Genomic DNA, 25,452 nt, shown 5'->3' with positions numbered 1-25,452 from the left:
CATGAAAATTCTCATAACTGCGGACCTTCTACATACCCTCTATAATACCGTCTTTTTACAAACACTGTCAATGGTCTTTTCCTGTAAAATCCCTCAAAATATCTATTATGAGACAAATCGTTCAACAGCCACGTACAGCCTTCCCTTTTTCGTCTGATTCTGCACGCCAACATAGCGGAATTTTCCCATATGGCGCACGGTCACGAGATCGTCCTCTTTTAATGACGCGCTCGGCGACGTCACCAGCTTTCCGTTGATAAACACCTGGCCGCCCTCGATCAGCGGCACCATTTTGCTCCGCGAACTGCTGAACGCCAGCGACAGCACCGCATCGAGCCGCACGGAAGCGACGGAGCCTTCTTTCCGCTCGGTTTTCGGCTCCGTCAGCTCCTCCGGCAGTCCCGCCTCGACTTCACAGTACACGCTCGTATGGCGCACTTTTTTCAGCTCCGCACAGATGTAGTCCGCCATATCCGCCATACAGATCAGATACGCCTGGTTTCCATCGATCAGAATGTCTCCCAGCTTATACCGCTCCACGCCGAGATTCATCAGTGATCCTAAGAAATCACGGTGTGACAGCGCATCCGCAAATTTTTCATTCAGCGGGCTGATGCGCACGACTGCGATCGGAAGCATCGACGCATCACCGTCCTCTGCATAGGATGGCAGAAACAGCGCCGCTTTCCGCTCTGCCGCCTCGTATTCGCCGGACAGCACGTAACGCACGCCCGGGATTTTATTTACCGTACGGTAGAACAGATCCTGCTCCGCCAGCGTCAGAAACTCCGTGTGTGACGGAACATCCCTGTGATAACACTGCTCTGCCAGATCCTGAATCCGTCCGACCAGCACTTCTTCCTCATTCATGGTAATCCCCCTTTGATACACCGCGGGCTGCCCCTGTTTTCTTTCGGGCAGCCCACGTATCACACTTTATTTATCCAGCAGCATCGACAGTCCGATCCGCTTCTTCGCCAGATCAAGGCTGATGACCTTCACTTCCACGATATCTCCGACGCTCACAGCCTCCAGCGGATGCTTGATGAAGCGTTTCGTCATCTGGGAAATGTGGACGAGTCCGTCCTGATGCACGCCGATATCGACGAATGCACCGAAGTCAATGACGTTGCGCACGGTTCCCTTTAAGATCATGCCGACCTTCAGGTCCTTCATATCGAGCACGTCAGTGCGCAGGATCGGGCGCGGCATCTCGTCACGCGGGTCACGGCCAGGCTTCTGCAGCTCTTTGATGATATCGCGCAGCGTAATCTCGCCGACACCGATCTCCTCTGCCATCTTCTTGTAATCTTTGATGAAGAACGCCGTCGGTCCCTCGCTGATCTGCTCTGTCTTCATATTTAACTTTGCAAACAGCTTCTCGACTGCCTCGTAGCTCTCCGGATGAACGCTTGTGCCGTCCAGCGGATTTTTGCCGCCGGTGATGCGCATAAAGCCCGCGCACTGCTCAAACGCCTTCGGTCCGAGTTTTGCCACTTTCAGGAGCTCTTTTCTGCTCTCGAAACGGCCGTTCTCCTCGCGGTATGCCACGATGTTTTTTGCTATCACCTTGCTGACACCGGAAATGTATTCCAGCAGCGACGCAGATGCCGTGTTCAGATCCACACCGACTTTATTGACGCAATCCTCAACGACACCGCCGAGCGCCTCGCCGAGCTTCTTCTGGTTCATATCGTGCTGATACTGGCCGACGCCGATCGATTTCGGATCAATTTTGACAAGCTCTGCCAGCGGATCCTGCACACGGCGTGCGATGGAAGCGGCGCTTCGCTGTCCGACATCAAAGTTTGGAAATTCCTCGGTTGCCAGCTTGCTTGCGGAGTAAACAGACGCTCCTGCCTCGTTTGTGATCACATACGCAACCTTCTCCGGAATCTCTTTTAAGATCTCGACGATGATCTGCTCGGACTCACGGCTTGCAGTTCCGTTTCCGACAGAAATCAGGGTGACGCCGTATTTGTGGATCAGATCTTTTACGGTCGCTTTTGCTGCTGCAATCTTCTTCTCGTTCGTCGGCGCGGTCGGGTAAACCACGGTGGTATCGAGCACTTTTCCGGTCGCATCGACAACGGCCAGCTTGCATCCCGTACGGAACGCCGGGTCCCATCCAAGGACAACCTGGCCTGCGATCGGCGGCTGCATCAGAAGCTGCTCAAGGTTCTTTCCAAAGACCTTGATCGCACCATCCTCTGCCTTTTCGGTGAGCTGATTTCTGACCTCACGCTCGATGGCCGGAGCGATCAGACGGTTGTAGGCATCCTCGATGGTCGCCTGCAGAACCGGCTTTGTCTGCGGATTCTCTTTGGTGATGATTTTTTTCTCGAGATAACGCAGGATTTCTTCCGTCGGCGCCTCAATTTTGACGTTCAGGAATTTTTCTTTCTCACCGCGGTTCAGTGCCAGCACACGGTGTCCGGCAATTTTCGATACCGGCTCGGAAAACTCATAGTAATTCTCGTAAACGGACTCTGCTTTCTCATCCTTTGCTGTCGAGACGATCAGGCCCTTCGCCTCGGTTCTGCGGCGGATCTCCATACGGTAATCGGCCTCATCGGAAATGCTCTCGGCGATGATGTCGCAGGCACCAGCAATGGCGTCTTTTGCCGTTTTGACTTCCTTTTCTTCTGAAACAAAAGCCTCTGCCTCTTTTTCGAGCGGCTCTTTTGTCATCTGCAGAAGAATGATATTCGCCAGCGGCTCCAGTCCTTTTTCTTTTGCGATCGTCGCACGCGTCCGGCGTTTCGGACGGTACGGGCGGTATAAATCCTCTACGACCACGAGAGTTGCGGCCTCTTCGATGGATTTTTTCAGTTCTGCGGTCAGCTTGCCCTGCTCCTCGATGCTCGCAAGGACAACGGCCTTGCGGTCATTTAAACTGCGCAGGTACATCAGACGATCGTACAGATTTCGCAGTATCTCATCGTTTAAGGAACCTGTTGCTTCTTTTCGATATCGTGAAATAAAAGGGATCGTGTTTCCCTCGTCAATCAGTTTCACTGCAGCTTCTACCTGCCACGGTTTGACGTTCAGCTCAGCTGCCAATACCTGATTCATATCCATAGGTAAATTCCTCCTGTTGTCTCTTCCAAAACACGCTGTTCCTTCTCTGTTTTTCCCGCATAAAAAGCGGGACCCTTGGCGGAACAGCCACTCTATTACCTTATCAATAGGTCTTGTTTTTGTCAACCTTACATGATAAAATCTTTACTATAGCTTTTTTGACAGACTGCGTGTGAAACCGCGCTTTTTTGCAGAAGAAAGGACATTTTATGACACCAGAAAATTACAATCCAAACACCAATGAGTCCGGAGATTCCTATCAGTCCTCCCATCCGTACGGCGTGCCTGAGGGCCAGCGTCCCGGACCGTATCAGCATTACCAGCAGCAGCCTCCCGTACAGCCGCCGCGCAAGACGGGTTCGCAGGCCCTTGCGGCCGCTTCGATGGTCATGGCGATCTGCTCCTTTTTGTTCATGCTCAACATGGGTTCCCTGTTTTTCGGCTCGCTCGGCGTGATCTTCGCCCTTTTAAGCCGCGGCGCAGGACGCATGAGCGGCACGGCAAAAGCCGGTCTGGCGGGCTGTACCATCGGCATAATTGTCGGTATCTGCATGTATGCTTTCCTGCTTTTCAACATGGTCAGCGGCGGCAGCACCAACCTGCTTGAGCGGTATTACAATCAGTACATGCAGGAATACCAGATGACACCGGATAACGGAACAACCACCGACGGAAATACCATCTAGGTACCAGAAAGGATTTTTCATGAACGGACAAAAACAGAAATTTTCAGAACTGAAAAAGCAGGCCCGTGAGGCCATGGCAGGCCGATGCGGCACGCTGGTGGGCGCAACCGCGATCAACCTGTTTCTCACCTTCTCCTGCTCCCTCATCCCGACGCTGATTTTTTCAGGCACAACGCTGTACGATATCATTTTCCTGAATCTGACGCTGTTCCTGTTTTCCCTGCTCCTCAGCCTCTTTCAGGCGGGCTACTTAAAGATCTGCCTCTCAACGCTGCGCGGGGAACCGATTTCCGTCGGTGATATGCTCTACGCTTTCTATCACCACCCGGACCAGTACGTGCTGATGTTCCTTATCATCAACGGCATCAGCTCCGTGATCGCCCTGATTTCCAGCATTCCGGGCTTCCAGTATCTTTCCTCCCCGAGTGCGGAACTGACGCTTGGAACAGCACTTTCCATCGAAGCCGAGCTTTCTTCTCTGATGAACGTTTACGTTTACAAGCTGATCGGCTCTCTCGTTTCCACGCTGGTGCTGGTTCCGTTTTCCCTTTCCACCTTTGTGATGAACGACGCTCCCGGCATCGGCCCGATCCAGGCGATCCGTCAGAGCTTTGCGATGATGAAGAAGAACTTTTTCCGCTACATTCTGCTTCTCTTAAGTTTCTTAGGGCTTGAGATTCTCGCATCCTGTTCCTGTGCCATCGGCTTTTTGTGGGTAATGCCCTATATGCAGATCACGATGGCTGCGTTCTATCAGGAACGGAAAGATGTCCTGTATCCGGCAGCAGAACCTGTGGGATACGATATGGATTCTTTTGGTTCCGGTACGGACCTTTAATTGATAAAAAAGACGTTTCGCCCTGTCTCATTGACAGATGCGAAACGTCTTTTTTTATTCTTATCTTCGCGTCAGGCGGATATTCGCAATCCGTTTTGCTGCGCCATTCTATACCCAATAGCTGCTACGCAGCTTATTTTGGTTGTTTCAATCCACAGTCGGTAATTTCACAGAGTCTGACATGTCAGCAGAATGCTGACTGTGGTTTGCCTCATGTCAGTGGGGGATACCGATTTCTCTCCGCCCGCCACTGCCGTTAACTTTCTTATTTGCAATTCATCTCACCACCTATAGAGGTGGGAGAATCCTTGCTATTATTTGTTAAATCCTCGCACGGATTCTGCTCTTGATTCCATCGAGTTTTTCTGCTTTTTCCCGATACTCCTGCTCTGTGATTTCGCCGGTAATAAATGCGAACTCCTCGGATAGGCTTGGAACTGCTACGATTTCCACTTTTCCGAACAGCTCCTCGATCTCTGCCTGGCGCTCTGCGGCGTGGCCGGATACGCGGACGAAGAAGCGGCTCTGTACATCATCGATCTGCAGCAGGTCCAGTTTTTCCTCACTCCAGCTCATCATGATGTTTCTGCCTTTGTTCTTTGCACAGTCTACGACATCGGCTACAACGGCACTTGCGGTCGGGAGCTTTCCTGCTCCACTTCCGTAGAACATCGCATCACCCAGTACATTTCCGTGGATGAAGATGGCATTGAAGACACCGTTTACGCTGTACAGCGGGTTTTTCGCGTCAATCATCACCGGGCTTACCATAGCGTAATACTGATCACCCACCTTGCGGCTTGTTGCAAGCAGCTTGATCGCGGTTCCCATCGAAGTCGCATATTTGATGTCCTCTGCGGTGATCTTTGTGATTCCCTCGGTGTAAACCTCTTCGTAATTGACTTCTTTTCCATAAGCAAGAGAAGAAAGAATCGCAATTTTACGGCACGCATCGTAGCCTTCTACATCTGCTTCCGGGTTGCGCTCTGCGTAGCCGAGGCGCTGTGCCTCTTTTAATACATCCGCGAAATCGGAACCGTCGCTTGCCATTTTGCTTAAGATATAGTTCGTGGTACCATTTAAGATACCAGTTACTTCATCGATCTCATCTGCAGTCAAGGAGGAGTTTAACGGACGGATGATCGGGATACCGCCGCCGCAGCTTGCCTCAAACAGATAGTTTGCGCCGTGCTCTTTTGCAATTGCAAGAAGCTCGGTACCGTATCTTGCCACCAGCTCTTTGTTGGATGTGCAGACGCTCTTTCCAGCCTCCAGCGCACGTTTTGTGAAGGTGTAAGCCGGCTCCACACCGCCCATTACTTCAACAACAATATCAACCTCCGGGTCGTTTGCGATCACTTCGTAATCGTGTACCAGCACTTTTTCAACCGGATCTCCCGGGAAATCTCTTAAATCCAGGACATATTTGATATTAATTTCGTTCTCTGCTCTCTTGTTGATGCTGTCATGGTTCGTGTTGATCACTTCTACCACACCGGAACCAACCGTGCCATATCCTAATACTGCAATCTGAATCATCTCTTTTGTCCCTCTCTTGCTTTTTCTTTTTCAGGACTCCTGTCCTAATATTTTAAAATAATGAACTCCCTGTCTGGACTCAATCTCGTTAATCATCTCCGAGGCGTCTCCCCGGTCTTCCGCGATATCCACGCTGATCGTCAGCGATGCCACGCCGTTTAACGGGATGGTCTGATGAATGGTCAGAATGTTTCCGTGAAACCCGGCAATAATCTTCAGCACATCGGAAAGCAGTCCCGGCTCATCGTCCATCTGCAGAATAAATGTAATCGTTTTTCCTTTTGCGTTGTCATGAAAAGGAAGAATATCATCTTTGTATTTATAGAAAGAGCTTCTGCTGATTCCCGCTTTTTCCGTTGCCTGCTGCACGGTAAGCTCCTGCATATCCATCAGCCGTTTGGCCTCGATGACCTTCAAAAGAACCTCGGGAACCGCTTTTTCTTTGATTACATAGTACTTTGTTTTCTCTTCTCTCATGGCAATCCTCTACCTTTATACTCTTTCCAGGAAATACATTTGTTTTCACAGGAAAGATCGTATCATATTCCGACACAATACGCAAGGAATTTTTTCGAATCGGTTTTCAGAAGCCAATGCTTCCGCCGCCGTGACTGTTTCCGCTCGACGAAGTGTGAACGGTGCTTCCGCCGCCACCTCCGCCGCCAGAAACGCCTCCGCCGTGGTTTCCATCATCCTTCTGGATTTTGTGCATCGATACATGACGGTCGATCAGCGCATCCCTGCGGTCTCTGATGTTTACGCGTTTCAGATCCGCATAGCTCTTTGCACCACGGTTTTTCTTTCGTCTGTAGCTCTTCCAGATTCCAAAATAAACAAGAATTCCTGTCGCAGCCGCTGCGATAACAGAAATAAGAGCTTCCGTGCTGTTGATTTTGCGGTAATGAATAATGGAACCGTCTTCTGTAATCAGATAGTCCGCATCGGAAACGCCTCGGTCGAAGCATTCCTGCGTCATCGTAATCATTTTTGCAAAGGTTCCCGCATAGTCGCCGTCTTTCGCGTAGCCCTGCGCCGCCTGCAGGATATCATCAATTTCCGCATCGGACATGTAATACTGCATAATACCAGATGTCGAAATCACAATCTGGCGCTGTCCCATATCGATGAGGAAGCAGACACCGTTTGGCTCTTTCGGATACTTTTTGTCATAAAAATCATCTGCAATCGCCTGACAGTCCTCGGAACCACTGCTGCGCTCGGTCAGGATGACCATATGGAGCTTTGTATTGCGCTCGAACTCTGTACAGGATCTCTCGAGGTCCTGCTCCTCCTCATCGGAAAAAAGTGATGCATTGTCGTAGACATACTGGGATTCGGCTTTTACAATATTCACAGAAAAAACTCCGCACAGCAGAAGGGCCGCAAAAATTCCGAGCAGATATTGTCCTGCTTTTTTCATTCTTCTCATGCGAAATACCCTCCTATCAGCATCACAATCAGGACCAGAAGAGCACTCACAGCCGACGTCAGAAGGGCTCTCTTCCGCTCATAGGGAAAATCGCCGTTGATCGTTCCGGTCTGGCCGTTCATCGCATAGTAGTAAACCTTCCCGTCCTTTCCCGGATACGTCAGCGTCCAGACGGGAAACAGGACGTAACGCCAGTTCTCCTGCTTCGGGGAAAGGTTCATTTTTTCCTGCTCGAGGGAGATATATTCGTTCGCCTCATTCCGCATGGCGCCGCGTGCCATCGTCTCCAGTTCTTTTTTCAGTTCCGGTGCGATCTGCTGCTGTTCGATATCACGCTTTTCCGCCTGAAAGCCGGAAAGGTACCCCATGGAAAACGGCTGCATCTCCTCCAGACGGTATGGCTGTACGCATTCGATCAGATCGCGGTCTGCCTTGTTCAGAGCGTTACGCGACAGACCGTCCACACGGACCTCTCCCTCCCGGCGGACATCGTAGATGCTGGTCTCTGTGTACTCCACATCACCGGTCTGCCAGACTCTCACCTTCCGGCCGCGCGCTATGTAATCCGTCTCAAAGTCTCCGCCGTAAATCCAGTACGGGAAATAGACACCTGTCATCTTCTGTACCTGACTCTTTTCGAAAAAGTCCTTCGGAATAAAGTGTTTCTTCCGGGTAAATGACAAAAATTTCTCGATTGCCTGCTCCTTGCTGATTTTGAACGGCAGCACAAAATCCGGCATATATTCTCCCGAAAGCCGGCCTGAAAGCACCACCGGATTGTGGCAGTAGAAACAGTATGTCGCTGCCGTCGTCGCATCGGTCACAATCTCGGCGCCGCAGTTCGGGCAGGTGTAGACAACTGCTTCGCCCTGCTCTGTTTCCCCTTTTGTTTCCTCCGTACTGCTTTCCTTCTGTGCATCGGATGCTTCCTGTGCACCGGCAGCATCGTCCTCCCCGTTCAGCGCTTCCGCTGCTTTCGGGTTCGCCTTTTCGGCTTCTTCCTGTGTAAACGAGGACAGGCAGTACTCGCATTTATACTTTCCGCTTGCCGGATCGAAGGTCAGATCGCCTCCGCAGTTCGGGCATTTGTATGTAATAACCTCCATATTCTATCCCTCCTTCCCCGGAGCCGCTGTTGTATTGGATGGTTATCTGTTTTCTTTTACTGTCTTGGTTTTCCGCAGTTCGAGCAGAACTTGCCGGTATTCTCCGTTCCGCATGCGCAGACCCATTTTCCTGCCGCTTCCGGTTTCGGGCTGCCACAGTTCGAACAGAATTTACCGCTGTTCTCGGTTCCACACTTGCCGCAGATCCACACCATCGGCTTTGCACTTCCGCAGTTTGAGCAGAAATTGCCGGTGTTCTCCGTTCCGCAGGAGCATTTCCATACGCCTTTTGCAGCTTCCTGCTGTGCCTTGGCTGCCGCCTGCTGCTGCATCTGCTGCTGATTCGAAGCGGACGCCGATGCAAACGAGGAACCGAAGGCATTCATGCCCATCTGAACACCCATAAAGCCGTTCATGGCTCCGTTTGGGTTGGCTGCTGCTTTCTCCATACTGCGTGCCATCGCTCCCTGTACATAGCCCTCACGGATCGATGGATCAGACATCATCGCACCTTCGTTGCGCATCTGGATCAGTTTCTGGGAAGCTTCATCGTAGGAAAGGCTTGCGATTGCCACGGACTGGATCTCCATGCCGCGCATTGCCCGCCAGCTCTCATCCATCGCATCTGCCATGTAGCGGGACAGCTCGGCGCTCTTGGATGCTGCGAACGAAATGCGGATGCCGTCGGCTGCCATCTGATTGATCGAGGACTGCAGGCCCTCTAAAAATTCGTTCATATACTGCTCGTTGATATCCTCGATCTCTACGCGGGATGCGTTTCTCGGCACAGCCTCTGCGTAGAAGCGGAGCGGATCGATGATGCGGATGGAATAGGAACCGTGTGCCCGAAGGAACAGCTCGGCATTGTAGAACTGGTCGAAATAGTTGACCGGATTTCTCGTTCCGAATTTGATTCCCTTGATTTCCTGCAGATTAATATAGAAAACTCTCTGCTCATGCGGGGTCTGGCCGCCGAATTTCAGGCGCTCAAACGTATCTTTTACGGCTGCGTCAAGCGATCCGCTGAACATCGACGGAGACGATGACTGGTCTACGGTAAAGTAGCCCGGCTCTGCGGTGTAATCAATGATCTTTCCGCCGTCCACCAGCATCATAAACTGATTGTCATAGACATGGATCACAGAACCGTTTGAAATCGTCTGGCTTCCCTTTTTATTCTGGCCTTTTCTTACCAGAATTCCCTCTGTAAATACCGTATGTTCCCCCATCTCATACGGTTCCACGGTCTCCAGCCACTGATCGGCGAAACTGCCGTGTACTGCATTGACTGCTGCTCTGATAATACCCATACTTTTACCTCCTGTTTGCCTTTGGCTTCAAAACAGAAAGGAGCATTTCCGTCCTCTGTTGGTGAAAATGCTCCTTATTTTACTTGTCACTGTGCTCTGCCCACAGCCGAATTATGCTTCTTCCTCTTTCGCTCCGGTTCCGAGGGCAATCCACTTCAGATATGCGTTGATAAACAGATCAATTCCGCCGTCCATGACTGCATCGACGTTTCCGGTCTCTGCGTTGGTACGGTGGTCTTTGACCATGGTGTATGGCTGCATAACGTAAGAACGGATCTGGTTGCCCCAGCCGATCTCGGTTACTTCGCCGCGGATGTCGCTCAGCTTATCTGCCTGCTCCTGGAGTTTCAGCATATACAATTTTGCTTTCAGCATCTGCATTGCCTTGTCCTTGTTCTGGAACTGGGAACGCTCATTCTGGCACGTAACCACGATGCCGGTCGGCATATGCGTGATTCGGATCGCCGATGACGTCTTGTTGATGTGCTGTCCGCCGGCACCGCTGGAACGGTACGTATCAATACGAATATCCTCATCACGAACCTCAACATCGATCTCTTTGTCGATATCCGGCATAACATCGCACGATACGAACGATGTCTGGCGTTTTCCTGCCGCGTTGAACGGAGAAATACGGACGAGACGGTGAACTCCTTTTTCGGATTTCAGATAACCGTAAGCGTTTTCGCCGTTGACCTGGAATGTCACGGACTTCACACCGGCCTCATCACCGTCCAGAAAGTCGAGTTCCTCGATCGTAAAGCCTTTGCGTTCTGCCCATCTGGTGTACATACGGTACAGCATGCCGCACCAGTCGCACGCCTCGGTTCCGCCTGCACCTGCGTTCAGTTTGATGATCGCATTGTCCTTGTCAAATTCGCCGGACAGCAGGGTTTTGATGCGGATGGCATCGAAGGATGCCTTGAACTCTTCCATCATTTCCGCGATTTCCGGAACAACGGAATCGTCATCCTCCTCCTGTCCCATCTCGATCAGAGTTTCCATATCTTCTTTGGCGGATACCAGTTTCTGATACGTATCTCTGTCCTCTTTCATGCTGCTCAGCTGTTTCATCTGCTCCTGCGCTTCTTCGGGGTTGTCCCAGAAATTGGGTTCCTCCATTTTACGCTCTAATTCTTCGATCCTCTGCTCTTTGTTAGCGAGGTCAAAGTGAATCCCTCACTTCCACTAATGGTTTATCGTATGTGCCAAGTTCCATTTTGAACTGGTCTAATTCAACTACCACAAGCTTCACCTGCTTTCTGTTTTATATTTTGTATGACACGCAGCTTCTGGTAGGGAAGCTGCGTGCTTTGTCAAACGGATCGTGCTCATCCGTCTCACTGCTGTTCTGCTTTTATCAAACCGGTTTTCTTCCGCAGCACTGTTTGTACTTCTTGCCGCTTCCGCACGGGCATGGATCGTTTGGATAGATCTTACGCTCTGCGCGCTGTACCGGTTTTCTCGGGCCGGACTCGTCTTTGTTGGTTCCGGTCACTTTGGCTACCTGCTCACGTTCTACTTTCTGCTCAACACGTACATGGAACAGGAGACGGACGGTATCCTGCTGGATGGACTCGAGCATTTCGTTAAACATGTCGTAAGCTGCCATCTTGTACTCAACCTTCGGGTCTCTCTGGCCGTATGCCTGCAGGCCGATACCCTCGCGGAGCTGATCCATATCATCGATATGATCCATCCACTTCTGGTCGATAACCTTCAGAAGAACGACACGCTCAAGCTCACGAATCTGCTCCTCCTCCGGGAATTCTGCTTCTTTCTCCTCGTAGAGTTTAACAGCTTCCTCTTTTAACTGCTGTTTCAGCTCGTTTTTGGAAATCTTCTCTACGCGCTCTTTTGTCACTGCCTTCACCGGCATGATGGAGAGCAGCATCTCATTTAATTCTGTCAGATCCCACTCGGACTGCTCGGTGTTCTCGCCGATGCAGAGATCTACGGTATTGTCGATGGTGTCGGCAATCATCTTGAAGATGGTGTCTCTCATGCTCTCGCCGTCCAGAACGCGGCGTCTCTCTTTGTAGATGATCTCACGCTGCTCGTTGTTGACCTGGTCATAGTCGAGCAGGTTTTTACGGATTCCGTAGTTGTTGCCCTCGATCTTCTTCTGCGCTTTTTCGATGGCGGAAGAAAGCATCTTGTGCTCGATCTGCTCATTTTCCGGTACGCCGAGGGATTTGAAAATGCCCATCAGTTTTTCGGAACCGAAGAGTCTCATCAGATCGTCTTCCAGGGAAATGTAGAAACGGGACTCACCCGGGTCTCCCTGACGGCCGGAACGACCGCGGAGCTGATTGTCGATACGGCGGGACTCATGACGCTCGGTGCCGATGATCTTTAAGCCGCCGGCAGCTTTTGCCACATCATCCAGCTTGATATCGGTACCACGGCCGGCCATGTTGGTCGCGATGGTAACGGCTCCTGCCTCGCCGGCATGGGCTACGATTTCTGCCTCGAGCTCATGGAACTTCGCATTTAAGACCTGATGCGGAATTCCCTCGCGGCGCAGCATTTTGCTGATCAGCTCGGAAGTCTCAATGGTGATGGTACCAACCAGAACCGGCTGGTTCACGGCATGTGCCTCTTTGACTTCCTCTACGACTGCGTGGAATTTCTCTTTTTTCGTCATGTATACGGCATCGTCCATATCCACACGGATGACCGGGCGGTTGGTCGGGATCTCGATAACGTCCATGCCGTAGATGTCACGGAACTCCTGCTCCTCGGTGAGGGCAGTACCGGTCATGCCGGCTTTTTTCTCGTATTTGTTAAAGAAGTTCTGGAACGTGATGGTTGCCAGAGTCTTGCTCTCTCTTCTTACTTTAACGTGCTCTTTTGCCTCGATTGCCTGATGCAGACCATCGGAATAACGGCGGCCCGGCATGATACGGCCGGTGAACTCATCGACGATCAGAACCTCGTCGTCTTTGACTACGTAGTCCTTGTCGCGGTGCATCAGATAATTGGCACGCAGCGCCAGGATCACGTTGTGCTGGATCTCCAGGTTCTCCGGATCGGAGAGATTCTCGATATGGAAGAAGTTCTCGACTTTCTTCACACCGTCATCGGTCAGGGTAACGAATTTGTCCTTCTCGTTGACGATGAAGTCTCCGGTCTCCTCGATCTCCTCGCCCATGATCGCGGTCATCTTGGTCATCTCGCCGCTTGCCTCGCCGCGCTGCATCTGGTGTGCCAGAATATCTGCGGTCTCGTACAGCTTGGTGGATTTGCTGCTCTGTCCGGAAATAATCAGAGGTGTTCTTGCCTCGTCGATCAGGACGGAGTCGACCTCGTCGATGATACAGTAAGCAAGCTCTCTCTGTACGAGCTGCTCCTTGTAGATCACCATGTTGTCACGCAGGTAATCGAAACCAAGTTCGTTGTTGGTGATGTAGGTGATGTCGCATGCATACTGCTGGCGGCGCTCATCGTTCTTCATATCGTTCAGAACGACACCGACGGTCAAACCGAGGAATCTGTGGACTTTGCCCATCCACTCAGCATCTCGGTTTGCCAGGTAATCGTTGACGGTAACAATGTGGACACCGCGTCCGGTCAGTGCATTCAGGTAAGCCGGAAGGGTGGAAACGAGGGTTTTTCCTTCACCGGTTTTCATCTCAGCGATACGGCCCTGATGGAGGATAATACCACCGATCAGCTGTACGCGGTGGTGTTCCATACCGAGGGAACGTTTTGCTGCCTCGCGGACGGTTGCGAATGCTTCCGGGAGAATGGAATCCAGGGATTCGCCTCCGTTGTAGCGGTCTTTATATTCCTTTGTCTTGGCACGCAGCTCTTCATCGGTCAGCGCCTGCATGGTCGGGCGGAGAGCTTCGATTTTGTCTACAATTGGATAGATTCGTTTCAGCTCGCGCTCACTGTGCGTACCAAAAAGTTTTTCTGTGAATTTCATAGAATGTTTGCTCCTGCTTTCTCTATTAATTGCCATATTAACATATGGTACTATTCTACCACTTCTGGCACAAGATAACAATGAATTTTTCGTAAACATTTGGTGCCGTTCCCCGGTTTTCCGCTGTTTTTACGGCTTTTCCCGGACTTTCCGGCCCTTTCCGCGAAAAAGTCACCCTGTTTCACAGCTTTTCTAAGCTGGAAACAGGGTGACTGTTCATTCTTTATTTACTTTTCAGCACTCCGGCTCGATCAGACCGTAGGTGTTGTTCTTTCTCTTGTAAACGACGTTTACTTCGTCGGTCTCTGCATTGCGGAATACGAAGAAGGTGTGTCCAAGAAGTTCCATCTGTACGCAGGCATCTTCCGGATACATTGGTTTCATGCCGAATTTTTTCGTACGGATGATCTGGATGTCTTCGTCCTCCAGATAGTCATGCTCCAGATATTCTTTCTGGAAGTTTCCTGCTTCCTGCTGTTTGTCGGCAATTTTGTTTTTGTATTTGCGAAGCTGGCGTTCGATGACTTCCTCTACCAGATCGATGGATACGTACATATCGTTGCTTACCTGCTCGGAACGGATGATATTTCCTTTTACCGGAATGGTAACCTCAATTTTCTGTCTTTCTTTCTCTACGCTTAAGGTTACAATGACATTTGTGTCAGGCGTAAAATATTTCTCCAGTTTGCCAAGTTTTTCGTTGACCGCGGCTTTTAATCCCTCTGTCACGTCAATATTTTTTCCGCTGATGGTAATTTTCATTATGCCCAACCCCTTTGCTCTCAAATTTTACAGGTTCTTCACTTCCCCTGTAAGTAACTCTAATTATAGCAATAGTTGTCTCTATTTGCAATAGTATTTAGAAAATTCATGAATATTTTAGAGTTTTTTCTGTTACAGTTCACTTGTATCTTATTTTTGACAGATTTCATGCTCGCATGAAAATCTGTCAAGAATAAGATACAAAGGGAGCGCCTGGTTATGAGCAAAAAGGAGCTGCGCAGCAGCGGAGAGCGCTGAAAGCGCGGTTTTGCGAATGGCGCGGGTGAACGTCCGTTTCCGCTTACCGGCGGCATACTGCCAGCACGTCTTCAAACTTCATTTTGCCGCCGAACAGATCCAGTGCACTGCCAATTGTCACATCGACGTGGTTGTTTCCCAGTTTTTTGAGCAGCTCCAGGTCTTCAAAACTTCCCACGCCGCCGGCGTACGTCACCGGAAAATCTTTCATCTTCGCAAGCAGTTCCACCAGCTCCGTCTCAATGCCGGAAGCCTTTCCCTCGACATCCACGGCATGGATCAGGAACTCATCACAGTATTCTGACAGGTGATGCAGCAGTTCCTCTGTCACTTCTTCGTCCGTGAACTTCTGCCAGCGGTCCGTCACGATATAGTATTTTCCGTCCCGCTTCCGGCAGCTTAAATCCAGTGTCAGCCGCTGCTTTCCTACCGTCGTCACCAGCTTGTCCAGATTTTCATAGAACACATGGCCGTCGCGGAACACATACGAAGTCACAATCACATGGCTTGCCCCCGCTGTCAGAAACTCGCACGCATTCTCCGCATCAATGCCGCCTCCCACCTGCAGGCCGCCCGGGTACGTCGAGAGTGCCAGCAATGCCTGGCGCTTCGTCTCCTCGTAAAACTCGGTACCTTCCTTGTTCAGCAGAATCACATGGCCGCCCGTAATGCCCTGCTCTTCGTACAGCTGCGCATAGTACGACGCATCCTGCTCCGAGACAAAATTCTCGCTCGCCTGATTTCCCTGATCTTTCAGCGATCCCCCGACAATCTGTTTTACTTTTCCGTTATGAATATCAATACATGGTCGAAATCTCATTTTCCCCGTTTCCTTTCTTTTCTCTCCCCTTAAGTTTTCCACATTATATCAAAATCCGACCATTCTGTGTATAAATTCACCAAATTTTCATGGTTCTTTCATAGAAAAGAAAGAAGAACCTGCTTTTTCCACAGATTCTTCTTTCTTTTCCGGCTTGCCACCGTTCTTTATTTATCGATGTCCTCAAAGGCCTCTTTCACTTTATCCATAAAGCCTTTTTTCTTCTTCGGCTGCTCTGCAGTTTCGCCGTCGGCTGCTTTTTCTTCTGCTGCCGGGCGGTTTCCGCAGGCTTCGTCGAAGGCGCGGAGGGCCTCTTTTGCTTTCTCATTCAGTTTCGTCGGAGTCTGGACTACGAGTGTTACGTAGTGATCACCGCGCACATTGCTGTTGCGAAGGGACGGAACACCTTTTCCCTTCAGACGGATCTTCGTATCGGTCTGGGTTCCCGGTTTTACAGTGTAGAGAACGTCCCCGTCAACGGTGCTGATCTTCACATCACCGCCGAGTGCTGCCTGGGCAAACGTAATCGGTGCAGTGGAGAAGATGTTCATATCCTGTCTCTGGAAGATCGGATGACGGGTTACCTGAACCTCGACAAGCAAATCTCCTCTCGGTCCGCCGTTTACACCCGGCTCACCTTTTTCACGGATCCGGATGCTCTGTCCATCGTCGATTCCAGCCGGAATGTTGACCTGAATGCGTTTTCTGCTGGATGTATAGCCCGTGCCGTGGCATGCGGTACATTTATCGCGAATGATCTTTCCGGTTCCGTTACAATCCGGACAGGTCGTCACGTTTCTCACAGAACCGAACATGGTCTGCTGTGTGTACGTAATCTGACCAGTTCCGTTACATTTGGAGCATGTCTCCGGTGAAGTTCCTGGTTTTGCGCCGGTTCCGTGGCACGTTGTACAGGTATCCTTCAGGTTGATCTCGAGCTCTTTCTGGCATCCGAAAACAGCTTCCTCAAACGTAATGTGGACAACAGCGCGGAGGTTTGCTCCCTTCATCGGTCCATTGTTTGCTCTTCTTCTGCTTCCGCCGCCACCGAACAGGTCGCCGAAAATATCGCCGAAGATATCACCCATATCTCCGCCGCCAAAGTCGAAGCCGCCGAATCCGCCGGCTCCTGCGCCGCCACCGCCGTTTTCAAATGCAGCGTGGCCAAACTGATCGTACTGACGCCGTTTGTCCGGATCACTCAGCACGCCATAGGCTTCTGTCGCCTCTTTAAATTTTGCCTCGGCCTCTTTGTCGCCCGGGTTCATATCCGGATGATACTTTTTTGCCAGTTTACGGTATGCTTTTTTCAAGGTTGCATCGTCCGCTCCGCGGTCTACACCAAGCACCTCATAATAATCTCTTTTTTCTGCCATTTATGTTCACCTTTTTCATTTCTGTTTCGCAAAATACTGTTTCAGCATCTGTTTATGCTCAAACATATTTTACTATAACACATGTCAAAGGACAATGCCAGTACTTCCGCAAAAGCAAACGGCTGTCCTGTCCATCGACATAAATACAGGGGGCGGAATCGGATCCGTCCCCCGTAAATACCAGCCTCACAGGGCCCTTTCTGTATCTTATTTATTGTTTCAACTCACAGTCGGTATTTCACCGGGTCTGATTTGTTAAACCTCTTTGTAGTCAGCGTCTACGACATCGTCGTCATGGCCGCCTGCCGCTCCTGCATTTCCCATATCCGGGCCTGCACCTGCTGCTCCAGCACCAGCGCCTGCTGCGCCGCCCTGCTGCTCATACAGTTTTGCAAACAGTTTCTGAGCGCTTGTCATCAGTTTTTCCTGAGCTGCTTTCAGATCAGCTACCTGTGCATCGGTCATCTCTTCCGGATTGCATTTTGCAATGAGATCTTTCAGTGCGTTCAGGTCAGCTTCTACTGCTGTTTTGTCGTTTGCATCAAGCTTGTCGCCGACTTCCTCGATTGCTTTCTCGGTCTGGAATACCATGGAGTCTGCATCGTTTCTTGCGTCGATTGCTTCTTTTCGTTTCTTATCCTGAGCCTCGAACTCAGCAGCTTCTTTGACTGCTTTGTCGATCTCGCTGTCGGACATGTTAGAGCCTGCGGTGATGGTGATGTGCTGCTCTTTTCCTGTTCCCAGGTCTTTTGCAGATACATTTACGATACCGTTGGCATCGATATCAAAGGTAACCTCGATCTGCGGAACGCCTCTTCTTGCTGGCGGAATTCCATCCAGACGGAACTGGCCGAGGGATTTGTTGTCTTTCGCGAACTGACGCTCACCCTGTACAACGTTGATATCTACTGCAGTCTGGTTATCTGCTGCTGTGGAGAAGATCTGGCTCTTCTTGGTCGGGATTGTGGTGTTACGCTCGATCAGACGAGTTGCAATACCTCCCATGGTCTCGATGGACAGAGACAGTGGAGTTACATCCAGAAGAAGGATATCGCCTGCGCCGGCGTCTCCTGCAAGTTTACCACCCTGTACGGAAGCACCAAGTGCTACGCACTCATCCGGGTTCAGGCTCTTGCTCGGCTCATGTCCGGTCAGCTGTCTTACTTTATCCTGTACAGCCGGGATACGGGTAGATCCGCCTACCAGAAGGACTTTGGAAAGCTCGGATGCCTGAAGGCCTGCATCAGAAAGTGCTCTCTGTACCGGCTCTGCGGTTTTCTCTACCAGGTCGTGGGTCAGCTCATCGAATTTAGCCTTTGTCAGGTTCATATCAAGATGTTTCGGGCCATCTGCGGTTGCAGTGATGAACGGCAGGTTGATGTTGGTTGTAGTTGCGCTGGAAAGCTCTTTCTTTGCTTTCTCTGCTGCTTCTCTGATTCTCTGCAGAGCCATCTTGTCGTTGGAAAGATCTACACCTTCCTGTTTTTTGAACTCAGCGAGGATATAATCTGTTACTTTCTGGTCGAAGTCATCGCCGCCCAGACGGTTGTTTCCTGCTGTGGAAAGAACTTCGATAACACCGTCACCGATCTCGATGATGGAAACATCGAAAGTACCGCCGCCAAGGTCGTATACCATGATCTTCTGCTCTTTCTCGTTATCCAGTCCGTATGCCAGAGCTGCTGCGGTAGGCTCGTTGATGATACGTTTTACATCAAGACCTGCGATTTTACCGGCATCTTTGGTAGCCTGACGCTGTGCGTCGTTGAAGTAAGCCGGAACGGTGATAACTGCTTCTGTTACTTTCTCACCAAGGTAGTTCTCTGCATCACCTTTCAGTTTCTGAAGGATCATAGCGGAGATCTCCTGCGGAGAGTATTTCTTTCCTTCGATGTCTACTTTATAATCAGTACCCATCTCACGTTTGATGGAACGGATGGTTCTGTCTGCGTTTGTTACAGCCTGACGTTTTGCCGGCTCGCCGACCAGACGGTCACCTGTTTTTGTGAATGCTACGATAGATGGAGTTGTTCTTTCACCCTCTGCGTTTGCGATAACGGTTGGTTTTCCACCTTCCATAACGGCTACACAGCTGTTTGTTGTTCCTAAGTCAATACCAATAATTTTGCCCATTGTTGTTTCCTCCTCAATGAATTATGCTAAAAAATGGTTTAATTTCTATTTATTTATCTTCAAGGCTTAGTTAGCCACCTTGACCATACTGTGACGGACTACGGAACCTTTGTACATGTAGCCCTTCAGGAACTCTTCTACGACGATGTTCTCGCCGGCTTCCTCATCCTCCACATGCATCACTGCGTTGTGCAGGTTCGGATCGAATTCCTTTCCAACGGCCTCGATCACGGTTACACCGAGTTCATCGAGTGCTGTGGTAAACTGTTTGTATACTTTATTCATGCCGTCTGCGAACGGATCTTCCTCCGGGTTTTCCACCGTTGCAAGTCCGCGCTCGAAGCTGTCAACAACCGGAAGAATCTTCTCGATGATGTCTTTTGCTCCAATGGCATACATATTTGCTTTTTCTTTTTCGGTGCGTTTGCGGAAGTTATCGAACTCTGCCATCTGACGGGTCAGGCGGTCAGTCAGCTCTTCGATTTTCTCATCTTTTTTATCTTTTTTCTTTTTGAAGAACTTTCGTTCTTTGCCATCCTCAGCAGTTTCTTCTGCAGCTTCCGCTTCTTTTGCCTCTGCTGCTTTCTTTGCTTCTTCCTGCTCCGCAGCCGGTTCGGTTTCCGGCAGATCGGTCTCTGCTCCGGTTTCTTTTTCCATCTCGCGTGTAGGTTCTTCCATGGTTTCCTCTTTCTTTCTATTTTCTTCGCTCACTGATCATTCCACCTTTCTACTCACCTGTGTCCGGCTTTTTGAAGACGGCGTCCAGTTGAACTTTTAATGTTTTCAGGTTATCTACCACATTTTCGTAATCCATCCGCTTTGGTCCCACGATACCGATTGTTCCGCGCATACCGTTTCCCATATCGTATGTGGTGGTGACCACGCTGCAGTCCCGTAAGGGTTCCATCGAAGATTCATTTCCGATGTATACCTGAATACCGGTATTTTCCTCTCCGTCCTGCTCCTCGGCAGCTCCTTTGATCATATCGACCAGTTTCTGCCGTTCCTCGAATGTGGAGATCAGCTGGCTGGCTTTGCTGCTGTCGGAAAGCTCAGGGTACTTGAAAATGTTGGTTGCGCCGCTGGTGTACACCGGCACATCTTCTTCGCTGACTGCGATGGCTTCCGCTACGGTATCGACCACTTTGCTGATGATGCCGGAGTGGATGCCTGCCTGCTCTTTCATCTTCTTAATCATGCCAAGATTGATTTCTTCAATGGTCAGGCCATTGAGCTGTGTGTTCAGAAGCAGGTTCAGCTTTAATATCTGTTCATCGTTGATGGTCTCGTCGAGGTCGATCATCTGGTTTTTCACCAGGTTGCCTTCTACGACGATGACGGCCAGGAGCTGCTCTTCATTGACTTTTGAGAGCTGGATGAATTTCACTTTATTTCTGTGATATTCCGGTCCTGTAATCAACGTTGCATAGTTGGTAGATGAAGCGAGGACTTTGACAACCTGCTGCAGAACTTTTTCCATTCGGTCTGTTTTTTCAATGACCATGTTTTTGATGTCTGCAACTTCCTGTTCTTTTTCCCGCATCAGCTCATCTACATAGAGGCGGTAGCCTTTATCGGAAGGAATGCGTCCTGCGGAAGTGTGGGGCTGTAAGATGTAACCCATCTCTTCCAGATCGGACATTTCATTCCGGATTGTGGCGGAGCTTAAATTCAAATCCGTGTATTTGGAAATCGTTCTTGAGCCGACCGGTTCACCCGTTTCCAGATACGTCTGGATGATCGCTTTTAATATTTTTCTTTTTCTTTCATCCAATTCTGTATCCACTAAGATAAGCTCCTTCCTGTTGTATAGTCCTGTTAGCACTCGTTTCAGTGGAGTGCTAACATCTATGCTCTTAAGATAGCACTCTGCCTTTTGTTTGTCAACACCTTTTCCCGGTTTTTCTATGAAGAAATTGTGAAAAAAGTATAAACCGTTTTCTTTCTGAAAAGGAATCTGACTTTTCTTTTTTATTGCATTCTACTGTTTCAAAGGCGCTATAGCCGTATGGTAGGATTCTGCCATTTCGATACGACCATTTAGTAGCATTTTCTCAGAGGTGATGAATCATGAAATATCAGAGACTGGAGGATCTGCGCACGGACCACGATCTGACGATCCGCCAGGTTGCCGACTATCTCGGCTGCAACCGCGATGTGTATACCCGATATGAAAAAGGCGTCCGGCAGCTGCCGATCTCCATTGCCATCCGTCTGGCGGAGCTGTATCAGGTCAGTCTGGATTATCTGGTCGGCATCAGCGATGAGAAGCGGCCGTATGGATCCTGACTTTTCAGTGTCTCCGCCGCAGCAAAAGCAGGAGGACAGTTTTTCTTTTCCCTGTTCTCCTTGTTTTGCTTTTTCGTTTACAGATTCTGCAGATATTCCATCATCCGCGTTTCGCTGAGTTTCCATCCGTCCGGCTCCCCGCAGAGATACAGCGTAAAATGCCCGCACGGGACTCCGTTTTCCAGGTGGATGCCGGTATACAGTTCTACAATGAGGAGTTCTTCTGCTTTTTCTTCATATATATTAGTGATCTGATAGATACGCTCTCCCTTTTCGTCCACCGGCCATTCTTTCTTCAGCACATCCCTCAGACGGCTCTCCTGCCCCTGCGCTTCGCATTCTTCCTCCCGGCTGATCATTTTTTCAAACGCTTCCGGCGTCTCCATCCGTTCCACTATATTCTGGACAAAATCTTCTATTTCTATTCTTTCTGCTTTTCCCATTCGTTCCCCCATTTCTGCCGTACATATTTTTCTGTTTTCTGCACAGGCTGTCTTCACCCGCCGTTTCTCTCTCCCGCCCCATTCTCCAATTTGCGACCATATGATCTGATTTAACTTTGTCCATCCAACCGTTTGGTAGTATGGGTTTGAATCTGAAAGGATGGTACAACGTATGAAATACCAGAGAATTGAAGATATGCGGATCGATCAGGATCTCACCATCAAAGAGATTTCTGCCCTGCTCGAATGCAACCGCGACGTCTATTCCCGCTACGAAAAAGGAATCCGCGACATCCCGATCGACTATGTGATCCGGCTTGCACGGTTCTATGACTGCTCGGTCGACTATCTGCTGAGTGTTTCCAGTAAAAAGAGAAAATTCGGCGATTAATTTTTTTATTGTTGTCTTTTTTATTTTTGTGTTTTTCGTTTTGATACGACCGTTTGGTCGTATTTTATATTATAATGGTATTCTTATTTTGCGTCAATTCTGAACAAGAAGGAATCAAAATCGGACGCAAAAAAGCGTGCCGGAAAGTTTTCTGTCGCTTTTCCGGCACGCTTTTTTTCATGCTCTTTTCTTCTTTTTTATTTCTCATTTTTTATTCTTCCATGTCATCCAGGCTCTTCTTCAGTGTGATCATTTTGTCACGCAGCTCGGCGGCCATTTCGAAGTTGAGTTCGGCGGCAGCGGCTTTCATCTGTTTCTGTACCTGGCCGATCAGTTTTTCCAGTTCTTCGCGGCTCATGGACTCCGGGTCTTTTTCCATCTTTTCTTCTGTCTTTGCCACTTCTTTCGAAATGCTGATGAGATCGCGGACGGCTTTTTTGATGGTGGTCGGAGTGATGCCGTGTTCTTTGTTGTAGGCTTCCTGCAGGGCACGGCGGCGCTTCGTCTCGTCGATCGCGAGGCGCATGGAATCGGTCATCACATCGGCGTACATGATAACATGGCCCTCGCTGTTTCGCGCGGCACGGCCGATGGTCTGGATCAGGGAGGTTTCGGAACGCAGGAAACCTTCTTTATCGGCATCCAGGATCGCCACGAGTGTGATTTCCGGGATGTCGAGACCCTCACGCAGAAGGTTGATGCCGACGAGCACATCGAAGACATCGAGACGCATATCACGGATGATCTCGGTCCGTTCCAGGGTGTCGATATCGGAGTGCAGGTAGCGCACGCGGATGCCGGCCTCTTTCATATAGTCGGTCAGATCCTCTGCCATACGCTTCGTCAGCGTCGTCACGAGAACTTTGTTGTGTTTTTCAGTTTCTTTCTTTACTTCCGAAATCAGATCGTCGATCTGTCCCTCCACCGGGCGCACCTCGACATCCGGGTCGAGAAGGCCGGTCGGGCGGATGATCTGTTCGGCGCGCAGCAGCTCGTGGTCTGCCTCGTAGTCGCCCGGCGTGGCAGATACGAAGAGGATCTGATCGATCCGGTCCTCGAACTCGCCGAAGTTCAACGGACGGTTGTCTTTTGCGGACGGCAGACGGAATCCATAGTCCACCAGCGTCGATTTCCGCGACTGGTCGCCGGCATACATGCTGCGGATCTGCGGAACAGTCTTATGCGACTCATCCACGATGATGAGGAAATCATCTCCGAAATAGTCCATCAGTGTGTAGGGCGGCTCGCCTGGCTTTAATCCGGAGAGGTAACGCGAATAGTTTTCGATGCCGGAACAGATGCCGGTTTCTTTGAGCATCTCAATATCGAAATTGGTCCGCTCCTCGATGCGCTGGGCCTCGATCAGTTTTCCCTCGTGCTTGAAGAACTTCACCTGCTCTTCCATATCCTTTTCAATCTCGCCTGTTGCTTTCAGGATCGTGTCCATCGGCACAACGTAGTGGGAGGCCGGAAAGATTGCGATATGGTTCAGTTCACATAAGATTTCACCCGTCAGCGTATCGATCTGCACCAGACGGTCAATCTCATCCCCGAAGAACTCGACGCGCACCGCCTTGTCCGTCTCTTCCGCCGGAAAAATCTCCAATACATCACCGCGCACGCGGAACGTACCGCGGTGGAAATCCATATCATTCCGGTCATACTGAATATCAATCAACTGCCGGATCACATCGTCCCGGTCCTTTTCCATTCCCGGGCGGAGCGAAATAATCATCTCCATGTAGTCCTTCGGGCTTCCGATTCCATAGATACACGAAACACTGGAAACCACAATGACATCGTTCCGCTCACTCAGTGCAGAAGTCGCGGAAAGCCGCAGCTTATCAATCTCATCGTTCCGCGCAGAGTCCTTCGCAATATACGTATCCGAAGACGGCACGTAAGCCTCCGGCTGGTAGTAGTCGTAGTAGGAGACAAAATATTCTACTGCATTCTCAGGGAAGAATTCCTTAAACTCACCGTACAGCTGTGCTGCAAGTGTTTTATTGTGCGCTATGATCAAGGTTGGCTTATTTAACTGTGCAATAACATTTGCCATGGTAAAGGTCTTGCCGGAACCTGTAACGCCCAGCAAAGTCTCGCATTGATTGCCTTCTTGAAAGCCTTTGACCAGTTTTTCGATTGCCTGGGGCTGGTCGCCTGTAGGCTGGTATTCGGAGTGTAATTTGAATATTTGTTGTGAATTCTGCAAAAAAGCACCTCCTGGTTTTTATATCAAAAAAGTTCGTCTATCAGTCAGAAATTCGTCGAAGCACATTCTCTGATTTTAGCCGAATATGCCTCTCGACGAATTCTGTTCACCACCCGATATTTTATAGACTGATAAAAAGTAGTAAAACTAACGTGGACGAATTAACACTCAAATGTAAGAGATATTATATCATGGAAATTTAAAATTGTATATATGATGCGAACATTAGTTCTTCAAAAATTCATTTACATTTATCATTGTATCCAGAACAATTTCCGTATCCAGCTCCTTCTTTTCCGGTAATACTTCTTCCATATAAGAAAGCAATTCCGGCGGAATCTCCTCAGCTATAATATTTCCATTGTGGTATGTGGAGCATCCGTTGCGCTTATTAGAATAATATACTTTTACATAAAATATCCCTCAGGGCTTCAAACCCTGAGGGGCATCCTCGTTCATTTCAATTTTCCTTTTGTTTTTCAAGCTGTTCCATACAATATTTTTCTGCCAGAATTATAAATTCATCTGCAACTGAAATCTGCCGTTCTGATTCTTCTTTACTTGCAATATAAAAATCATCATAATCGCTGGCATGGCGAATCTCTTCTGCCTGTCCGATTTTCCTTCCCATTTCTCTTGGAAACACTGATGTTTTCACATAATCCTTATTGAAGTTAGCCACAGCATCCTTATGCCTTTTATATGCTTTACCGCTTACAGCATGTACTGCCTTAATTGCATGAAAAATAGAATAGTATGCCCTGTTATTGGCTCCTTTATAATCGTGAACCTCACATGACTAAAGTCACGTGCTTCAGACCGCTTTAGGCGGCAGACAAAATATCGGC

General features: G+C 49.7%; 21 protein-coding genes and 1 pseudogene. 4 read left to right on the top strand and 18 right to left on the bottom strand.

Annotation, left to right across the window (positions count from 1 at the left end; translation table 11 throughout):
* Positions 1 to 105: 105 nt before the first annotated feature.
* Both PGS38_RS09730 and PGS38_RS09725 read right to left on the bottom strand, forming a co-directional pair.
* A complete protein-coding gene (locus PGS38_RS09730; RefSeq protein WP_270476197.1) occupies positions 106 to 870 on the bottom strand; it encodes a YlmH family RNA-binding protein in 765 nt (254 codons plus the stop codon).
* Positions 871 to 936: 66 nt separating this feature from the next.
* Entirely contained in the window at positions 937 to 3,081 is a 2,145-nt protein-coding gene (locus PGS38_RS09725; RefSeq protein WP_022461314.1) for a Tex family protein, read from the bottom strand.
* Positions 3,082 to 3,290: 209 nt separating this feature from the next.
* On the opposite strand from PGS38_RS09725, the gene PGS38_RS09720 reads away from it, so the two are divergent.
* Both PGS38_RS09720 and PGS38_RS09715 read left to right on the top strand, forming a co-directional pair.
* Positions 3,291 to 3,767, top strand: coding sequence for a DUF4190 domain-containing protein (locus tag PGS38_RS09720; RefSeq protein WP_119188676.1), 477 nt, complete (start codon positions 3,291 to 3,293; stop codon positions 3,765 to 3,767).
* A gap of 19 nt (positions 3,768 to 3,786) precedes the next feature.
* Positions 3,787 to 4,605, top strand: coding sequence for a DUF975 family protein (locus PGS38_RS09715; protein ID WP_118666414.1), 819 nt, complete (start codon positions 3,787 to 3,789; stop codon positions 4,603 to 4,605).
* A 321-nt stretch (positions 4,606 to 4,926) separates the two neighbouring features.
* On the opposite strand, the gene PGS38_RS09710 is transcribed toward PGS38_RS09715, so the two are convergent.
* The 13 genes from PGS38_RS09710 to hrcA form a co-directional block, all read right to left on the bottom strand.
* On the bottom strand, positions 4,927 to 6,144 hold the full coding sequence (locus tag PGS38_RS09710; protein ID WP_119188677.1) for a homoserine dehydrogenase: 1,218 nt from the start codon (positions 6,142 to 6,144) through the stop codon (positions 4,927 to 4,929).
* A 30-nt stretch (positions 6,145 to 6,174) separates the two neighbouring features.
* Positions 6,175 to 6,621 (bottom strand): ACT domain-containing protein, encoded by a 447-nt coding sequence (locus PGS38_RS09705; RefSeq protein WP_118666415.1) that lies wholly within the window; start codon positions 6,619 to 6,621, stop codon positions 6,175 to 6,177.
* A 106-nt stretch (positions 6,622 to 6,727) separates the two neighbouring features.
* Complete coding sequence (locus tag PGS38_RS09700) at positions 6,728 to 7,573, bottom strand: TPM domain-containing protein (RefSeq protein ID WP_117804610.1); 846 nt, start codon at positions 7,571 to 7,573, stop codon at positions 6,728 to 6,730.
* Positions 7,570 to 8,679, bottom strand: coding sequence for a TFIIB-type zinc ribbon-containing protein (locus PGS38_RS09695; RefSeq protein WP_055218422.1), 1,110 nt, complete (start codon positions 8,677 to 8,679; stop codon positions 7,570 to 7,572). The genes PGS38_RS09700 and PGS38_RS09695 overlap by 4 nt, the downstream gene beginning before the upstream one ends.
* Before the next feature lie 56 nt (positions 8,680 to 8,735).
* Positions 8,736 to 9,989: an SPFH domain-containing protein gene (locus PGS38_RS09690; protein ID WP_022461321.1), complete on the bottom strand. Its 1,254-nt coding sequence runs from the start codon at positions 9,987 to 9,989 to the stop codon at positions 8,736 to 8,738.
* Positions 9,990 to 10,100: 111 nt separating this feature from the next.
* Positions 10,101 to 11,208 (bottom strand): peptide chain release factor 2 gene (gene prfB / locus PGS38_RS09685; protein ID WP_117509617.1). Its coding sequence is split into 2 segments (ribosomal slippage): positions 10,101 to 11,156 and positions 11,158 to 11,208, totalling 1,107 coding nucleotides; the frame shifts between segments, so codons are not numbered across the junction.
* A gap of 141 nt (positions 11,209 to 11,349) precedes the next feature.
* Positions 11,350 to 13,920 carry a preprotein translocase subunit SecA gene (gene secA / locus PGS38_RS09680; protein ID WP_055218413.1) on the bottom strand — a complete coding sequence of 857 codons (2,571 nt, stop codon included), beginning with the start codon at positions 13,918 to 13,920 and terminating at the stop codon, positions 11,350 to 11,352.
* Positions 13,921 to 14,154: 234 nt separating this feature from the next.
* Positions 14,155 to 14,682, bottom strand: a complete 528-nt coding sequence (gene hpf, locus PGS38_RS09675) for a ribosome hibernation-promoting factor, HPF/YfiA family (protein WP_055218411.1) — start codon at positions 14,680 to 14,682, stop codon at positions 14,155 to 14,157.
* Positions 14,683 to 14,983: 301 nt separating this feature from the next.
* The gene (hisA, locus tag PGS38_RS09670; protein ID WP_117761694.1) at positions 14,984 to 15,760 is read right to left on the bottom strand and encodes a phosphoribosylformimino-5-aminoimidazole carboxamide ribotide isomerase; all 777 of its coding nucleotides are present in this window, start codon (positions 15,758 to 15,760) and stop codon (positions 14,984 to 14,986) included.
* A 167-nt stretch (positions 15,761 to 15,927) separates the two neighbouring features.
* The gene (dnaJ, locus tag PGS38_RS09665) at positions 15,928 to 17,136 is read right to left on the bottom strand and encodes a molecular chaperone DnaJ (RefSeq protein ID WP_117761695.1); all 1,209 of its coding nucleotides are present in this window, start codon (positions 17,134 to 17,136) and stop codon (positions 15,928 to 15,930) included.
* A 255-nt stretch (positions 17,137 to 17,391) separates the two neighbouring features.
* On the bottom strand, positions 17,392 to 19,269 hold the full coding sequence (gene dnaK, locus PGS38_RS09660; protein ID WP_118641121.1) for a molecular chaperone DnaK: 1,878 nt from the start codon (positions 19,267 to 19,269) through the stop codon (positions 17,392 to 17,394).
* 66 nt (positions 19,270 to 19,335) lie between these two features.
* Positions 19,336 to 19,947 carry a nucleotide exchange factor GrpE gene (gene grpE / locus PGS38_RS09655; RefSeq protein WP_055218747.1) on the bottom strand — a complete coding sequence of 204 codons (612 nt, stop codon included), beginning with the start codon at positions 19,945 to 19,947 and terminating at the stop codon, positions 19,336 to 19,338.
* Positions 19,948 to 19,996: 49 nt separating this feature from the next.
* Positions 19,997 to 21,055, bottom strand: a complete 1,059-nt coding sequence (gene hrcA / locus PGS38_RS09650) for a heat-inducible transcriptional repressor HrcA (protein ID WP_022461073.1) — start codon at positions 21,053 to 21,055, stop codon at positions 19,997 to 19,999.
* 284 nt (positions 21,056 to 21,339) lie between these two features.
* Here hrcA and PGS38_RS09645 point away from each other — a divergent pair, with 284 nt between their 5' ends.
* On the top strand, positions 21,340 to 21,558 hold the full coding sequence (locus PGS38_RS09645; protein WP_055218403.1) for a helix-turn-helix domain-containing protein: 219 nt from the start codon (positions 21,340 to 21,342) through the stop codon (positions 21,556 to 21,558).
* A 77-nt stretch (positions 21,559 to 21,635) separates the two neighbouring features.
* Here the strand turns inward: PGS38_RS09645 and PGS38_RS09640 are convergent, their stop codons facing one another.
* Entirely contained in the window at positions 21,636 to 22,001 is a 366-nt protein-coding gene (locus PGS38_RS09640; protein ID WP_022461735.1) for a hypothetical protein, read from the bottom strand.
* A 172-nt stretch (positions 22,002 to 22,173) separates the two neighbouring features.
* Here PGS38_RS09640 and PGS38_RS09635 point away from each other — a divergent pair, with 172 nt between their 5' ends.
* Positions 22,174 to 22,392: a helix-turn-helix domain-containing protein gene (locus tag PGS38_RS09635; RefSeq protein WP_055228291.1), complete on the top strand. Its 219-nt coding sequence runs from the start codon at positions 22,174 to 22,176 to the stop codon at positions 22,390 to 22,392.
* Positions 22,393 to 22,603: 211 nt separating this feature from the next.
* Here PGS38_RS09635 and uvrB read toward each other — a convergent pair whose 3' ends face one another.
* A complete protein-coding gene (gene uvrB, locus PGS38_RS09630; RefSeq protein ID WP_055228290.1) occupies positions 22,604 to 24,604 on the bottom strand; it encodes an excinuclease ABC subunit UvrB in 2,001 nt (666 codons plus the stop codon).
* A 460-nt stretch (positions 24,605 to 25,064) separates the two neighbouring features.
* Positions 25,065 to 25,388: pseudogene (locus PGS38_RS09625) on the bottom strand (HEPN domain-containing protein); the annotation flags it as partial.
* Positions 25,389 to 25,452 lie beyond the last annotated feature (64 nt).

It is taken from the genome of Fusicatenibacter saccharivorans, assembly GCF_027667425.1.
In the GTDB taxonomy this organism is placed as follows: domain Bacteria; phylum Bacillota; class Clostridia; order Lachnospirales; family Lachnospiraceae; genus Fusicatenibacter; species Fusicatenibacter saccharivorans.
The sequence above is the reverse complement of the archived record's forward strand: the minus strand, read 5'-3'. Positions and strand labels throughout refer to the sequence as shown.